The 14,960-nt window shown below is 73.5% G+C and carries 16 protein-coding genes and 2 pseudogenes; 7 read left to right on the forward strand and 11 right to left on the reverse strand.

Translation table 11 applies throughout. From position 1 onward, the window contains the following. Positions 1-39: 39 nt before the first annotated feature. Entirely contained in the window at positions 40-1,290 is a 1,251-nt protein-coding gene (locus ACFY23_RS05895; protein WP_350683007.1) for a serine hydrolase, read from the reverse strand. A 91-nt stretch (positions 1,291-1,381) separates the two neighbouring features. Beyond that, on the reverse strand, positions 1,382-2,917 hold the full coding sequence (locus tag ACFY23_RS05900; RefSeq protein ID WP_350683008.1) for a gluconokinase: 1,536 nt from the start codon (positions 2,915-2,917) through the stop codon (positions 1,382-1,384). Positions 2,918-3,233: 316 nt separating this feature from the next. On the opposite strand from ACFY23_RS05900, the gene ACFY23_RS05905 reads away from it, so the two are divergent. Beyond that, complete coding sequence (locus ACFY23_RS05905) at positions 3,234-4,373, forward strand: hypothetical protein (protein WP_350683010.1); 1,140 nt, start codon at positions 3,234-3,236, stop codon at positions 4,371-4,373. Positions 4,374-4,497: 124 nt separating this feature from the next. Here the strand turns inward: ACFY23_RS05905 and ACFY23_RS05910 are convergent, their stop codons facing one another. Beyond that, positions 4,498-5,055, reverse strand: coding sequence for a hypothetical protein (locus tag ACFY23_RS05910; RefSeq protein WP_350683012.1), 558 nt, complete (start codon positions 5,053-5,055; stop codon positions 4,498-4,500). 115 nt (positions 5,056-5,170) lie between these two features. Here ACFY23_RS05910 and yidD point away from each other — a divergent pair, with 115 nt between their 5' ends. Continuing rightward, positions 5,171-5,629, forward strand: coding sequence for a membrane protein insertion efficiency factor YidD (yidD, locus tag ACFY23_RS05915; RefSeq protein ID WP_350683034.1), 459 nt, complete (start codon positions 5,171-5,173; stop codon positions 5,627-5,629). 97 nt (positions 5,630-5,726) lie between these two features. Further along, a complete protein-coding gene (locus ACFY23_RS05920; RefSeq protein WP_350683014.1) occupies positions 5,727-6,215 on the forward strand; it encodes a hypothetical protein in 489 nt (162 codons plus the stop codon). Between the two features lie 80 nt (positions 6,216-6,295). On the opposite strand, the gene ACFY23_RS05925 is transcribed toward ACFY23_RS05920, so the two are convergent. The 5 genes and pseudogenes from ACFY23_RS05925 to ACFY23_RS05945 form a co-directional block, all read right to left on the reverse strand. Continuing rightward, positions 6,296-6,748 carry a SitI3 family protein gene (locus ACFY23_RS05925; protein ID WP_350683016.1) on the reverse strand — a complete coding sequence of 151 codons (453 nt, stop codon included), beginning with the start codon at positions 6,746-6,748 and terminating at the stop codon, positions 6,296-6,298. Positions 6,749-6,764: 16 nt separating this feature from the next. After that, entirely contained in the window at positions 6,765-7,187 is a 423-nt protein-coding gene (locus ACFY23_RS05930; RefSeq protein ID WP_350683036.1) for a hypothetical protein, read from the reverse strand. A 180-nt stretch (positions 7,188-7,367) separates the two neighbouring features. Further along, positions 7,368-7,892: pseudogene (locus tag ACFY23_RS05935) on the reverse strand (DUF6244 family protein); the annotation flags it as partial. Between the two features lie 73 nt (positions 7,893-7,965). Continuing rightward, a complete protein-coding gene (locus ACFY23_RS05940) occupies positions 7,966-8,475 on the reverse strand; it encodes a VOC family protein (RefSeq protein ID WP_350683018.1) in 510 nt (169 codons plus the stop codon). A 213-nt stretch (positions 8,476-8,688) separates the two neighbouring features. After that, positions 8,689-9,237 carry a heme-binding protein gene (locus ACFY23_RS05945; RefSeq protein ID WP_350683020.1) on the reverse strand — a complete coding sequence of 183 codons (549 nt, stop codon included), beginning with the start codon at positions 9,235-9,237 and terminating at the stop codon, positions 8,689-8,691. A 173-nt stretch (positions 9,238-9,410) separates the two neighbouring features. On the opposite strand from ACFY23_RS05945, the gene ACFY23_RS05950 reads away from it, so the two are divergent. The 4 genes from ACFY23_RS05950 (at position 9,411) to ACFY23_RS05965 (ending at position 13,144) form a co-directional block, all read left to right on the forward strand. Then, positions 9,411-10,541: a sensor histidine kinase gene (locus ACFY23_RS05950; RefSeq protein ID WP_350683022.1), complete on the forward strand. Its 1,131-nt coding sequence runs from the start codon at positions 9,411-9,413 to the stop codon at positions 10,539-10,541. Next, a complete protein-coding gene (locus tag ACFY23_RS05955) occupies positions 10,538-11,170 on the forward strand; it encodes a response regulator transcription factor (protein ID WP_350683024.1) in 633 nt (210 codons plus the stop codon). The genes ACFY23_RS05950 and ACFY23_RS05955 overlap by 4 nt, the downstream gene beginning before the upstream one ends. Next, entirely contained in the window at positions 11,167-11,844 is a 678-nt protein-coding gene (locus ACFY23_RS05960) for an ankyrin repeat domain-containing protein (protein ID WP_350683026.1), read from the forward strand. Before ACFY23_RS05955 ends, ACFY23_RS05960 begins: the two co-directional genes overlap by 4 nt. A 118-nt stretch (positions 11,845-11,962) precedes the next feature. Then, the gene (locus ACFY23_RS05965; RefSeq protein WP_350683028.1) at positions 11,963-13,144 is read left to right on the forward strand and encodes an aminoglycoside phosphotransferase family protein; all 1,182 of its coding nucleotides are present in this window, start codon (positions 11,963-11,965) and stop codon (positions 13,142-13,144) included. 36 nt (positions 13,145-13,180) lie between these two features. On the opposite strand, the gene ACFY23_RS05970 is transcribed toward ACFY23_RS05965, so the two are convergent. The 3 genes and pseudogenes from ACFY23_RS05970 to ACFY23_RS05980 all read right to left on the reverse strand — a co-directional run. Next, on the reverse strand, positions 13,181-13,945 hold the full coding sequence (locus ACFY23_RS05970; RefSeq protein WP_350683030.1) for a hypothetical protein: 765 nt from the start codon (positions 13,943-13,945) through the stop codon (positions 13,181-13,183). A gap of 99 nt (positions 13,946-14,044) precedes the next feature. Further along, a complete protein-coding gene (locus ACFY23_RS05975; RefSeq protein WP_350683032.1) occupies positions 14,045-14,440 on the reverse strand; it encodes a hypothetical protein in 396 nt (131 codons plus the stop codon). Between the two features lie 94 nt (positions 14,441-14,534). Further along, positions 14,535-14,762 (reverse strand): annotated as a pseudogene (locus ACFY23_RS05980) (restriction endonuclease); the annotation flags it as partial. Positions 14,763-14,960 lie beyond the last annotated feature (198 nt).

A 14,960-nucleotide genomic window follows, 5' to 3' on the forward strand; every position in this document is an offset into this window, starting at 1 on the left:
GCGTCCGGCCGTCCCAGGGTCGGCCGGCCGGAGTGGGGCTCACCGCCCCTGGGCGACGTAGTCGTAGACGGTGCGGGCGAGGCGGCGGACCACCTCGTCGCCGGTGGCGATGGGGCCGGAGGTGAGGAACGCGACCGCGACCTCGGAGCCGGGGATGAGGTAGTAGCCCACGTCGTGGGAGGCGTCCGGCAGGTCGCCGGTCTTGTGGGCGACCGGCACGCCGGGCGGCAGCGCGGCGGGGATCTTGGTGTTCAGGGTCTGCCGCCGCATGAAGCCGATCAGCAGGTCGCGGGAGCGGGGCGTGAGGATCTGCGCGTCCCAGACCGCGCCGAGCAGCGAGACGACGTCGTCCGGGCTGGTGTAGTTCTCCTCGCCCCGCCGGGCGGCGTCCTCGTCGAGGAACTTGCGCATCAGGATGGTCTGCCACTGGTTCATCGAGTCGGCCAGCGCGTTGACCGGGCCGAACCCGCGCAGGTAGCGGATCAGCACGTTTCCGGCCGTGTTGTCGCTGTAGACGATCGTGTACTCCGCGAGCCGGCGCAGGCTCACCACCTGCGGGAACGTCTCGTGCTGGAGTTCGCCCGTGCCGTCGACCACGTCGGCCGGGGTGACCAGCACGCCCTCGTCCAGCGACACCTGGCCGCAGTCGGCCCGGCGCAGCAGCTCCACGAGGATCCACAGCTTGATCACGCTGGCCGCCTTCGGGCGGAACGTGCCGTTCACCGCGACCTGCTGGTCGCCGTACCGGCCGGAGAGGTCGCGGACCGCGACGCCGGCCGGGTTGGTGCCGGCCGTGGCGTCGACCACCTGCCGGAGCCGGTCGGTCAGCGGCAGCAGCCGGCGCCCGGCGACCGGATCGGTGGGCGGTGGGGAATCGGTGACCACCGGGCCGGTCAGCCGCTGCGGCCGGCTGCCGGGGCGGGCCACCTCCAGGGTGCCCCATCGGCGGCCGACGAGCGGTACGTCGTAGGCGTAGGTCGTACCGTCGAGGGTCAGCGTGCCGCGCGCGGCCCGGCCGGTGACCCGCATGCCCGGGTCGGCGGCGCGGCCGGTGTCGCCGTCGCAGGCCCGGTAGCGCACGGTGCGCGTGCCGGTGTCCACCGAGAACACCCCGCCGGGGAAGGGCAGCCAGGCCGCCGTGCTGGCCGGCGGGCGCCCGGGCCCGGGCGCCGATCCGCCGCCGTCCGCCGCCGCCGGCCCCGTCGCCAGCGCGAGCAGGGTGACGACCGCCAGCGGTACGCGCACCGCGCCCCGCCAGGAAGATGAGCGCTTCTTGTCGGCTTTCCTCACATTTGTACGATATGGAGCCGGACCGGGCGGCCGGTGGCACGCCCGGCGGCGTCACCCGTCCGGGCGGACGCGTCCGGGGTGCGGGCGGCGGCTACCGCGGCGACGGTTCCGGCGGCAGGCCCGGGGCGAGCCGGCGCAGCGAGGTGAACGTGGGGACCAGCGCGTTGTACAGCTCGGAGAACAGCGGCAGCAGGGTGGCGTACGTGGCGGCGGCGGCCGGGTCGGGGCGGACGGTCTCCTCGATGTGCACCAGGTCGGCGGCGACGTCGATGGAGGCGACGAGCCCCAGCGCCTCCATGCCGAGCAGCGCCGCCCCGAAGCTGGAGCCCTCGCGCTCGACGGGGAAGCGCACCGGCATGCCGAGCACGTCGGCGAGCATCTGCCGCCACAGCCGGCTGCGGGCGAACCCTCCGCTGGCCCGGATCTCCCGCACCTCGTTGCCGGCGGCCCGCACCGAGGCCAGCACCAGCGCCAACTGCTGGCAGACCCCCTCCAGCCCGGCCCGCACCAGGTGCGCGCGGCGGTGCCCGTGGGTCAGCCCCACGTACGCGCCGCGCGGCAGCGCGCTCCAGTGCGGGGCCCGCTCGCTCAGCAGGTACGGCAGCATGATCAAACCGCCGGAGCCGACCGGGGCCTCGGCGGCCATCGCCAGCAGTTCCCTCTCCGCGTGCTCGCCCAGCTCCGGGGCGAGCGCGTCGCCGACCCAGTCGAGCACGATGCCGCCGTTGTTGATGGCGCCCCCGACCACCCAGCGCTGCTCGGTCAGCGCATAGCAGAAGACCCCGCCGAGCGGGTCCACGCCGGGGCGTTCCACCATCACCCGCATCGCGCCGCTGGTGCCGATCGAGCAGGCCATGACGCCCGGCGCGACCGCGCCGAGCCCGAGGTTGGCCAGCGGGCCGTCCCCCGCGCCGACGACCACCCTCGTGTCCGCCGGCAGCCCCGTCGCGGTGGCCGCCTCGACGGTGAGCCCCGGCAGCACGGTGGTGGTGGGCACCAGCTCGGGCAGTTGCGCCTCGGTGATCCCGGCGACGCCGAGCGCCTCGGAGTCCCACGAGAGCTGGTGGATGTCCATCAGGCCGGTGGCGGAGGCGACCGAGTGGTCGGTCACCAGCGCATCGCACAGCCGCAGCAGCACCCAGTCCTTGATCCCCACCCAGTACGCCACCCGCCCGAACAGCTGTGGATCCTGCTCGGCGATCCAGAGCAGCTTGGGCAGCGGCGCCATGGGGTGGACCGGGGTGCCGGTGCGGCGGTGCAGCGCCAGCCCGGACGGGACGGCCCGCAGCCGCTCGGCCTGCTGGCTGGCCCGGGAGTCGGCCCAGGTGAGCGACGGGGTGAGCGGGTTGCCGTCGGCGTCCAGCCCGATCAGGCTGTGCATCGCCGTGCTGAACGCCAGGCCAGCGATCGGCCGGCCCAGCTCCGCCACGGCCGTGCGGATCGACTCCAGCACCGCCGCGTGGATGCGGCGCGGATCCTGCTCGGCCCAGCCGGGGTGCGGCTCGTCGAACGGGTAGCCGGCCGAGTGGTGCAGGAGCTGCCTGCCGTCGGCGTCGTACGCGACCGCCTTGGTGCTGGTGGTGCCGATGTCGACGCCGATCACGACGGCGGGGAGCGGGTCCCTCACCAACTCCACCCCCTCGCCGCCGCACACGATGACACCCGGCTGCCGCTGAGGTTACCGAGCGTGCCGGTGCCTCGTACGGCGAACAACCCGCGTGCGGACCGGCCCTCCCGGGGTGGCCCGCGACGTCGGGTGGGGCGGGCGCGCCCGCCCGGCGACACGCCCGACGGGTGCGGTTCGGCCCGGCGAAACCCGCCTATCGTCCGATTTGGTCCGCCGATCGGCCATTTTGCCCCGTTGCGTCGTGTCCCTGTCGGCCGTTGTCACCGTTGACACCGGTGACACCCCGGTTGGTGGCCTGCGCGGCGAAGGAGTCGGCGTGGCAAGGACTGATTCGACGGGTTCCACGTGGCGGTACCGGTGGGCGCACCGGCAGAACGAACGGCGGCGGCGCGAGTTCCGCCGAGCCGAGCAGGAATGGCGACGACGCGACGACGAACTGCGCCGCCTGCGTACCCTCGCCGAGGAGTTCCACGGCTCGGCCGCCGCGGGCGAGGGGCTGCCCCTGGAGCTGGCCCCCGACGAGGTGGTCTTCTGGGTGCTGCCGGCCGCGCAACTGGTGGAGGTCCGGCACACCACCGTGCTGCCCGCGCCGGACCTGACGGTGGCCCCGGAGCCCGCCCCGCTGCGCGCCCGCAGGCCCGACGGCGTCCGCGTCGCCGACGCCGGGGTCGCGGTGATCACCAACCGCCGGCTGGTGCTGCTCGGCGGTCGCGGCCGGCGCGACTGGGCGTACGGGAAGATGACCGGCCTGACCCACGACCCGCACGCGCCGGTCACCCTCATGCAGGTGCTGAACCGGCGGCGCACCTCCGGGCTGATGCTCCCCGCCGACGTCGCCGCCGACTTCCGGTTCAAGCTCACGCTGGCCTTCGCCGACGCCATCGAGCAGCGCGGCGCGGTGCTCGACCAGCTCGACGAGGCGATCGCCGAGCACGCGCAGCTCAAGCCGTTCCGGCCGGTGATCGCCACCCCGGGTCAGGCCCGGCCCCTCGCGTTCGTGCCCGGCGGCCGGCGCACCGTGGCCGTCGCCGCCGGCATCGCCCTGCTGGTGCCCGCCGCGCTGCTCGACACCGACCCCTCCGACCCGACCGGGTCCGAGGTCGCGGTCGCGGCCACCCCCGCGCCCAGCGTCACCGCCGTCCCGAAGATCGTGCCGCCCGCCACGCCGCCGAAGGCCGCGCCCGCGCCGCGACGCGACGCCACGTCGCCCTCGCCGACGCCGGTCCGGGAGCGGCGGTGCGGCGCCCCCGCCAACCCGATGGGGTACGACTTCTGCGGCGGCAACCGCATCCGCAAGCCGGCGGCGGAGATCTGCGACTGGTTCGACTGCGCGCCCGAGTTCTGGGCCGGCCGGGGCTACCTCGTGCAGTGCCGCGACGGCTCGGTCAGCCTCACCGGCGGGCGACGCGACGCCTGCGCCGACCACGACGGGGTGCGCCGCACGGTCTGGAGCTGACCCCTCGGGGGGTGTGCCGCGGCACGCGCGGTAGGCCGTTCGGCGCGGGCGTCGGGGGGAACCGGCCGTGCCGGAAGGTTGCTCGGCGCGGGCGTTGCGGGGAAACCGCCGTGCCGGAAGGTGCTCAGCGCAGGCGTTGCAGGGGGAGCAGGCCGGCGAGGATCACGGCGGCGGCGAGGGGCAGCAGGTCCAGGTCCGCGGCGATCCCCGCGAACCCGAGCAGCACCGGCACCGGCACCCACGCCGGCAGCAGCCGGGGGCGCGTGGTCCCCGCCTGCACCAGCAGGGTGAGGATGCCGACCTGGAACAGCAGCGGCCCCAGCACCATGGCCGGATCGGGCAGCGCGGCGGCGTCGGCCAGCCCGGGGAACAGGTCGCCGAGAATCACCCACACGAAGGCGGCCACCCCGACCAGCCCCGACACGGTCGCGGCCTCGGTGAGCATCCGTCGCCGGGGCGCGACGGCCAGCAGCAGCCGGCGCAGCCCGACGACCAGCGCGCCGAACAGCAGGAACGCGACGAGGAAGAAGGTGTGGCCGACGTCCCAGGCCCAGCCGTCGCCCCGGTCGCCGTCAAGGCCGTCGACCAGGCGGAGCAGGCCGTAGAGCAGCAGGAGCGCCGGCCCGCCGACGGCGGCCGCCGGCACGAGTCTCGACGTCGTCCGCGCGTCGGTGTCAGTCATCCACCCAGCCTCGCCGCCCGACCGGCCGTGCTCCATCCGGGACTTCCCGCATCGGCCCCCGACCGGCCACCCCGAGCGCCATCCGAGGGGCCCGGGGTGGCGCGGCGGTCGCATGATGTCTCCCGTGATCAACCACAAGCACGACCGGCACCGCAAGAAGAAGAAGCGCGACTACTGCGACGGGTGCAACTGCGACGTGCCCAACTGCGACGTGCCCGGCTGCAACCTGGGGCTCTTCTCCACCCTGCTCACCCTCGGCGCGCTGCTCGCCCGGCTCGTCGCGCCCGGCCGGGCGTCGGCGCCGACGACCGCCCCCGCCGGGCGGGCGCCGCTGGCCGCTGCCCCCGGGCGGGCGCCGCTGGTGGACCGGGTCGGCCGCGCCGCGATCCTCGGCTACCGGCGCTGGCTGTCGCACCGCTGGCCGGGCCAGTGCCGCTACACCCCCACGTGCAGCGCGTACGGGCTGGCCGCCGTGGAGCGCTACGGGCTGGCCGTCGGCGGGCGGATGGCCGCCGAGCGGTTGCGCCGTTGCCGTCCCGGCGTGCCGCGCGGCACCCACGACCCGGTGCGCTGACCGGCCTTGACCCGCCTACCCTGACCTGTTCCGTCCCATATACTCCTAACTGGCCGGATCCGCCCGCCGGTGCTGTCGGATCGGCCATGATGGCGTCATGGAGATCCGCTCCGACGACGGCGCGCGGGTGAGGATCCGGCCGGTGGGCTACCAGCCGGGCGTCGAGCCGCCGGACGACCCGGACGAGATGACGGACTGGGACGACTGGCTGCTCGTCGAGACCGACGCCCGCACCGCCGATGGCCAGGCGTGGTCGCACTTCGCGCCCTGCCTGACGGTGTCCGAGGCGTACGCGCTGGCGGGCTGGCTGCGGCAGCAGGCCGAGACGACCGGCGACCCGGCGGAACCCTTGGCGGTGGCGCGCTTCACGGAGCCGAACCTGGCCTTCCGCGCCCGGGTGCTGCGTCGCCGCCGGCTGGCGCTGACCGTCGAGTTCTCGTACGAGTCGCTGCCCCCGTGGATGCGGCGGCAGCCGCTCAGCGCGGTCTACCCGCTGACGCTCACCGTCTCCGCCGACGCCCTCGCGATCGCCGCGGAGCAGTGGGCGCGGGAGACCGAGGCGTACCCCCGCCGCGCCACCTGCTGACTGTCGCCGACACGGCCGTGACCGTGCCCGTGCTGTCCCCGGTGGTGTGGGCCGCCCACCCCTCTGCCCGGTTGCGGCGGCTACGGCCGGACGATCTCATCGGCCGCCTCATGGTGGCTCCACCACGTCGGCCTGTGTTTGCTCAAGCTCCCCGCGACCCGGGTCAGCAACAGCAGGTTGTGGTTGAACACCAGTGCCGCGTCCTCGCTTCGTTCGTTCAGGACCCGCGCAGTGGTCGCCAGCACGTTATGTATCCCCTTGTCGGCCAGGACGTCCTTGCGCATGTAGAAGTTGATGTCGACGTACGTTTCCGGCTCCCACACCCACAGAGAGCCGTCGTCGTCTTCGGCGTCGTAGTAGCCGTGGCTGCCCGACGTGATGTCGACGACGAAGCCGCATTCCTCGTTGAGCGCAGAGGTGAGCATGCGGTTGCCGGACAAGGTGCGCGTCTCGACGGCGTTCGGTGCGGCGAGTTCAGCCACCTCGTCGAGGGAGATCTCGCCTGCCAACGTCAACCGGAACTCAACAGCCATCCTCGCAGTCACTCCCTCAGTTCCGCCGTACGATTTGCACGATCACACCGCTCCGCTGCACCGCTACGAGTTCCTTCAGCCCGGGCACAGGCCAGTCGTCGAATTGCTTCTGTAGGGCGGCGAGGTCCCCGTTCCAGTCCTCCAGGTTCAGCACCACGCGTTGAGTCTGCCCTTTCTCGACTTTCTCGGAGACCGCGGCCCAGATGCCGCGTACCGCCTTGGGAGGAGTGGGAGCGTAACAATCGAAGACGTGGCCTTCGATGAGGTAATCAGGGGTCTTCTCCGGATCGCCCGTGTCGCCAGCGTTGAGCCTGGCTGCCGCGATCTCCCGCTTGGTGGGGTTCTGGTGGACCCGATAACCCCGATCGGCGACCGTGTCGGCGCACTCGTTCTCAAGTTCTAGTGAACGCCGTACCTCATCATCCTCCTTGGGGGGAATCCTGGTCCGTGGTCCCGTCGGCGATCCGCCGACAACGCCGGTGGGTTGCCTGGTCCAGGGGGAAGCCGGGCCATGCCCAGCGAAGGCGGAGGCCCCACCGGTCGCGGCTGTCGACGGTGGGTCGCCGGCGGCGCCAGGCACGGGATTGGTCGGTGCGGGGCCGCCAATCTCGATCATCTTTCCGGCGACCCCGAACCGGCGCACTTCGACGATCGCTGTTTCGACGAACTGGCGAGCGGTGTTGGTGCGCTGCACCACCGGTAGCAGGACCCGCTTGATGCTCTCCAGAGCGTGAAGCAGCGGCCCCGGCTGGCCGCCGTGAAGGATCACGGCGACGACCTGTTGCGCCCGTCCGATCCGGGCGATGGCCTCGACCGCCGCGTCGCGGGCCCTGTCAACCGCGCTCAGTACGGTTTCCAGAACGGCAACCGCTTCCTCGGGTGTGGCGGTGTGGGGCGCGGTGGCGGTGGTGGCCTTCGTCGCCACGGTGATGGAGTCGGCGAAAACTGCCAGCGCCCCCTGGAGTTCCCTGATCGCGTCGCGCACGCGAGTGGTGCCTGCTGCCACGGCGGTGAAGCCGGCACCCGCGGCCCGGCGGCCGACTTCCTGTGCCCTGCTGTCGGCGGCGGCTGCCAACCCTCGCGCTTGCTCTACGCCGGCCAGCAGAATACGGAATTCACCGGCGAGCTTCTCGGCGTGCGACATACGGCCGGTACCCCCGATCGAAGGCGGTCAAGGTCCGGGAGGCGGGGCCACGAAGCAGCCCGTGCCGCCTGAGTCACTCCGGGCCGCCGCCGGTCTCCACGTCGTCGGCACCCCGGCCGAAGTCGGGGATGGTCAGCGAGCCGTCGTCGGCGAGGGGGAAGCCCGGGTTGCAGGCGATCTCCCAGACGTGGCCGTCGGGGTCGGCGAAGCAGCCGGCGTAGCCGCCGTAGAAGGTCTCCCGCGCCGGCCGGGTCACCTCCGCCCCGGCGTCGGCGGCCGCCGCCAGCAGCTCGTCGACCTCGTCCCGGGACCGGACGTTCTGCGCCAGCGTCATCCCGCCGAACCCGCTCCCGTCGGCCACGCCGGCGTCCGCGGCCAACTTGTCACGGCCCCACAGCACCAGCGCCAGCCCGCCGGCCTGGAAGAAGACGGTCTCCTCGACCTCTTGGCCGCGCCAGCCGAGCCGCTCGTAGAAGGCGCGGGCGCGGGCCACGTCGGCGACGCCGAGGGTGACCAGGCTGATCCGCTGCTCCATTGCCCCGCCCCGCGGGGCGTCGCGCGGGTCGTGGACGTCGTCGATCATCGCGGGAACCTCCAGGAGACGACCGGCATCGCCGTCACGGTAACGCGGGCTCACGACAGGCCGGGGCGGTGGCACGCGGACGGATGGTGCCGCCGCCGGGGCCGGCCTCCTGCCGGGCACCGTGGATCCGACGCCGCAGGGGCGGGCCTCCGGTCAGCAGTCCCGGAGGCCCGCCCCTGGCGGGTCACAGCATTCAGCGCAGGGTGGCCGTGCTCAGCGCAGGGTGGCCGCGCCGGCGTCGGCGTACTGCTCGTCGAGGTCGCCGGAGGGCGCGCCGCCGACGCCGATGGCGCCGACCACCTGCCCGTCGACGCTCACCGGCACGCCACCGCCGAGGAACAGCGTCCCCGGGATGTCGCGCAGGGTGGCGCCCGCCCCGGTCACCCGGCCGGCCAGCGCGGAGGTGGGCTGGCCGAAGGAGACGGCGGTGAACGCCTTGCGGTGCGCGGACTCGGCCGTCTGGGGGCCGGCGCCGTCGCCCTTGAGCTGCACCTGCACGGTGCCCGAACGGTCGAGGACGACCACGGTGACCCGGTGCCCGCCCTTCTCGGCGGCCTTCACGGTCGCCTCGGCCGCGCGCAGCGCCGCGTCGAGGTCGAGCGACGGGTTCGCCACGACGTTGCTCTTCGCGACCGTCGCGGTCTGCGGCTTCGCCACCGGCTCGGCGGCGGAGGCGGTGACGGCGACGCCGGTGACGGCGGCCACGGCCACGGCGCCGGCGCCCAGGCCGAGCGCCATCCGGCGGCGGAAGTTGTGGATCATCACGATGCTCCCTGAGGTCTTCGGATCGAGGTGACGGTCCTCAGCCTGGCCGCCGCGCGCGGTGCGGTCATGGCGCGCCGGATGCAACCGCGTTACATCGAATGGTTGAACCGGCCGCCCCGTTCCTGCCGTACGCTGGACAGTTGTCAAGATCAATTGATCGGAGGTGGGCGGTGGTACGGCAGGACCGGCTGCGCCCGGCGATGCGGTGGGGCTTCCTGCTCCTGCTCGCCGCCGCCGCCTCCCGCTACGTCGTACGCCACGACTGGGGCGCCCACACCGGCGTCGTGCTGGCGCTGGCCGGGCTGCTGCTGGCCGCGTACGCGATCAACGAGCTGGGGCGGCGCGCGCCCGGCGCGCGCTTCGCGGCGGTGCTCGTCGCCTTCCTCGCGCTCGTGCTCGCCGCGCCGAGCTTCGCCCTGGTGGCGATCCCGCTGTTCTTCGTCGGCCTGCGCCAGCTCCCGCGCCGCGCGGTCTGGCCGCTGGTCGGGCTGCTGACCGGCGCGGTCGTCGTCGCGCAGATCCGGCTGGCCGACCGGCTCGACCCCAGCCTGGTGCTCGGGCCGGTGGGCGTCGCCGCCATCACCACCGTCGTCTTCCTCGAACTCGACCGGCAGAACCGGGCCCGGCAGCACGCCCTCGACGACCTCCTGGCCGCCCGCGACGAGCTGGACCGCAGCCAGCGCGAGGCCGGGGCGCTGGCCGAACGGGCGCGGCTGTCCCGGGAGATCCACGACACCCTCGCCCAGGGCCTGTCCAGCATGAACCTGCTGCTCCAGGCGGCCGACCAGGAATGGGGCACCGAGCCCGCGCAGGCCCGCGCGCACGTACGACAGGCTGCGGCGACCGCCCGGGAGAACCTGGCCGAGGCGCGCCGCTTCGTCCGCGGCCTGGCCTCCCCGGCGCTCGACGGCGCCTCGCTGACCGACGCCCTGGCGCGGCTGTGCGCGGCGACCGAGCGCGACACCGGGATCCCCGTCCGGTTCGCCGTCGTGGGGACCGTCGCGCCGCTCGGCGTCGACGACGAGGTGGCCCTGCTGCGGGTCGCCCAGGGCGCCCTGGCCAACGTGCGCCAGCACGCCCACGCGCGGCGGACCGCCGTGACCCTGACCTACGGCGACCAGGAGGTGACGCTCGACGTGTACGACGACGGGACCGGCTTCGACCCCGCGGCCGTCACCGGATTCGGGCTGACCGGCATCCGGGAGCGGATCACGCAGCTCGGCGGCACCGTCGCCGTCGAGAGCGCACCCGGCGAGGGCACCGCGATCGCCGTCAGCCTGCCGCTGCGGGAGGCGCGATGAGCACACCGCTGCGGCTGATCCTGGTCGACGACCACCCGGTGGTCCGCGCCGGACTGCGGGCCCTGCTCGGCGGCCGGCCGGACATGACCGTGGTCGCCGAGGCGGCCACCGCCGGGGAGGCGCTCCGGCAGGCCGCCGCGCTGCGCCCCGACGTGGTGCTGATGGACCTGCAACTCGGCGACGGCGTCGACGGCGCGGCGGCCACCGCCAACCTGCTCGCCCTGCCGGAACCGCCGCGCGTGCTGATCCTGACCACGTACGACAGCGACGAGGACATCATGCGCGCCGTCGAGGCCGGCGCGACCGGCTACCTGCTCAAGGACTGTCCGCCCGAGGAACTCTTCCGCGCCGTGCACGCCGCCGCGGCCGGGCAGACCGTGCTCTCCCCGCCGGTCGCCGCCCGGCTGATGGGCCGGATGCGCGGCCCCCAGCCCACCCTCAGCGCCCGCGAGGTGGAGATCCTCACGCTGCTCGCCCGCGGCCTCGCCAACAAGGAGATCAGCCGTCAACTCTTCATCAGCGAGGCCACCGTCAAGACCCACCTCGTCCGCATCTACGCCAAGCTCGGCGTCGACTCGCGGACCGCGGCGGTACACGCCGCCGTCGAGCGGAAGCTGATCCGACGATGAAGCGCCGCGCCCTGCTCGCCCTCACCCTCGCCACGGTCGCCGGCTGCACCCGGCCCGCCCCGACACCACCCCGGGAGGAACCCATGCCCCGCCCCGCCGACCAGGACCTGCTCGCCGCCGCCGACGCCGGGGACGCCACGGCGGTACGCGCCGCGCTGGCCGCCGGCGCCGACGTCGAGACCCGCGACGCCCGCCGGCGTACGCCGCTGCTGCTGGCCGCCGCGAACGACCACGTCGAGGCCGCCCGGATCCTGGTCGAGGCGGGAGCCGACCCGGACGCGCTCGACGACCAGCACGACACCCCGTGGCTGGTGACCGGGGTGACCGGCAGCGTGGCGATGCTGGAGGTGCTGCTCACCGCCGACCCGGACCTGACGATCGTGAACCGCTACGGCGGTATCTCCGTCATCCCCGCCAGCGAACGCGGCCACGTCGAGTACGTCCGGCGGGTGGTCCGCACCGGCATCGACGTCAACCACGTCAACAACCTCGGCTGGACCGCGCTGCTGGAGTGCGTGATCCTCGGCGACGGCAGCCGGCCGTACCAGCAGATCGCGGAGATCCTCGTGGGCGCCGGGGCACGCGTGGACGTGCCCGACCGGGACGGCGTCGACGCGCGGGAACACGCCCGCCGGCGCGGGTACGCCGAGATCGTCGCGATCCTGTCGCGCTGAGCGATGGTATTTCCCAGCCGCAGGCTCGACCGCTCGCGGAGGCTCGGCGACTGGGGGCGCTTCCGGCCGCCGGGTTAAGCAGTCGCGAGGGTTTGTCGGCCGGCGGTAGCGTGCCGGCGTGTCCCGGACCGTGACCCTCGCCCTGCTCGACGCCGCCGGCACGCCGCTGGGCGCCCTGCCGCCGTTCGACGTGTCGTCGCCCTGGTGGCAGGACGTCGCCCCCGTCGTGGCCGAGGCCCGTCGGCGGTACGGCGTCGAGGTGGCCGTCCTGCGCCTGCTCGGCGGGGAGGACACCGGCACCATCGGCGGCGCGGTGACGTACCTCGGACAGGTCAGCGACCCGCCCGTCACCCCGTTGCTTCCGACGGACGTGCAACTGACGGCGGACCCGCTGCGCGCCCCCTACGCCGAGCCCGGCGGCCCGGCGCGCAGCCTAGCCTGGGCGACGGGGGAGCTGTGGCGGCTCGGGCGGCCGGCGGAAACCGTCGCCCAGCAGCGCACCTGGAACCTCTCGGCGGTCTGGCGGCTCGACGGACCGGGCGGGACGGCCTGGCTGAAGCACGTGCCGGCGTTCTTCCGGCACGAGGCCGCCGTGTTGCGCTGGCTCGGGCGGGCGGTGCCGGGGAAGACCACGACGCTGCTCGCCGACGACGGCGAGGGACGGATGCTGCTCGACCACGTGCCGGGCGAGGACCGCTACGGGGCGCCCATCGAGGAGCGGCTGGCGATGGCCGCCGAGTTCCACCCGGCGCAGGTGCGGTCAATCCCGGACGTGGCGGAGCTGGTGGCGGCCGGCGTGCCGGACCTGCGTGCCCCTCATCTCGCCGGCTGGATCCGCGACCGGCTTTCCGGTCACGACACGTCTTCGGTGGAGTCCTTGCTGGCCGGGCTGGAGGGGCGGCTCGCCGAGGTGGGCCGGTGCGGGCTGCCGGAGACGCTGGTGCACGGAGACCTGCACCCCGGCAACGTCCGCGCCTGCGCCGGGAAGCATGCCGTCATCGACTGGGGCGACGCCTTCGTCGGGCACCCGGCGTTCGACGTGCTGCGGTTGGCGGAAGGGCTCGACGCCGCCTCTGCGCGGTCGGTCTACGAGCAGTGGTGCGCGCGGTGGCGGGCCGACGTGCCGGGGTGCGAGCCGGAGCGGGCCGTCGAGCTGCTGTGGCCGGTCGCGGCGCTGCGGATGGCGGCCGTGTACGCGATGTTCCTCGACGGGATCGAGGCCAGCGAGCGGGTGTACCACGCGACGGACGTCGACGCCTACCTGCAACAGGCGCTCGGGGCCGCGACCGCGCCGGCGTGACACGCATGTCCGGTCGGACCCGCCGGACGGGGACACTCACTCGGGCTTGGCGCCCTCGTCATCCCACCGTGCCAGCGCGGCCGACAGCTCTTCCAGAAACGCGTCGACCTGTCCGGTGTAATAGCCGCGCATGGCAACGGGCAGGGTGGCGCGCGCCTTGTCGAGCTCGGCCTTGGCCGCGTAGCGCTGCGACGTCACGCCCGAGATCAGCGCGTCCTGGCCCCGCCGGATCAGCTCGTCCACCCGCGCCGGGTCGTACCCTCGCAGGGCGATGGTGAAGTCGGGCGAGTCAAACCGGTCTCGGCGTAGTTGCCGGACATCGGTGAAGCGGCCTCCTCCGAAGCGGGCCAGGGCGGCTGCCACCTCGTCTGCCGACTGTCGAACGTTGTCGAGGTCGAGGAGGACCAGGGCGTCTCGACCATCGAGCGGGCTCCGGCCGGTTCGCGGGTGATCGATGGTCGACCCGGCGGCCGGCACCAGCAAGAGCGACGGAGAAGCCGACTTCTTGCCACCAGGCGTCGGTATCGGTTCATCGAGAATGATGGAGTCGATCTCCGCCCACGGCACGAGCCGGTTGAGCCCGGCCAGCCGCAGGGTCAGGCCGTCGGCCCCGATGTGGAACCTGAACGGCTTGAGCTCGCCGACGACGAACGCGCCACCCATCAGCGCCGCGATCCCACCGAGCAGCCACGTGACGATGGAGGGGGACGAACTGCCTGCTGCAGCGCACAGCAGGAGTACGCCGAACGCCAAGAACACGATGCCAGCCACCAGCAAGCGCCGGCTCTTGCGCAGCTCCATGCCCATACCTCGATCTCGTCAGGCCGCCGTGGAGAGCATGGCAGGTTCACACAAACGATCGGCTGGCAGTTGTCTGCGTTCCGAGGCGGGAGGCCGCGGTCAGTCCCGGTAGTAGGCGGCGTACACGGCGGACCGGCCGGCGACCGAGAACCCTTCGAAGTCGCCAGTCTCCTCGCAGCCCAGCAGCCACTCCAGCGCGTCGGCCGCCTCTGGCGACGGGTGCGCCGCGAGGTAGGCCTTCGTCTCGGTCAGACCGGTGCCGCAGAGCAACTGCACGTCGATCGAGCAGTGCGCGTCGAAGCTCGACACCTTCGCGTCCCAGATGCGCAACACGTCGTCGAGGTGCCCGGCGTTGAAGAGTTGGATGCAGCAGAGCCGCATCAGGAGCGTGTCGGCTTCCCAGTCCTGCTCGCTCAGCTCGGCCAGCAACTCGCGTACCGGACCGAGGTCGGCGGGGTGCAGGCCGTGGCGGCGGAACCACTCGTCCTCATCCACTGCCCGCATGTTACGGGTGGGGCAGGTTCGCTCCGAACGCCGACGCCGCCTGAGCGCCCTCTCCCCGGGCCGGGTGGACTGTCCGAGGTCGTTCCTAGGCCGCGAGGGATTCGCCCTTGAACACCTCGCGGCGGTGCCAGGAGATGTGTTCGACAGCGGGGACCGGGGTTCCGGGACGAGGCCGCAACACCCTGCTGTGCAGGTCATAGGTCGACCGGCCGGCCGGCGTACGAGCTGTGAAGGCAGCTGACACCTCGATGCGCAGGTCGCTGTCGAGGCCCAGCGCGCCGAAGTCGAACAGCTTGTGGTGCAGCACGCAGAGCGGCGACTACCGTCGGTGCGGGTGCGGGTGCGGGTGCGGGTGCGGGTGCGGGTGGCCATGACGACGAGGTTGCCCCAGCGCCCGTGCACGTGCCGCTCGGCGTCTAAGGCGTGTTTCAGAAGTGGGAGGGTCTGATCGAGGTCACGGCGTGGCGGTGATCGACAACTGAAGAGGTCTCCGGTAACTGGTTCTGCGACC

It is taken from the genome of Micromonospora sp. NPDC000121, from assembly GCF_042899165.1.
GTDB lineage: Bacteria > Actinomycetota > Actinomycetes > Mycobacteriales > Micromonosporaceae > Micromonospora.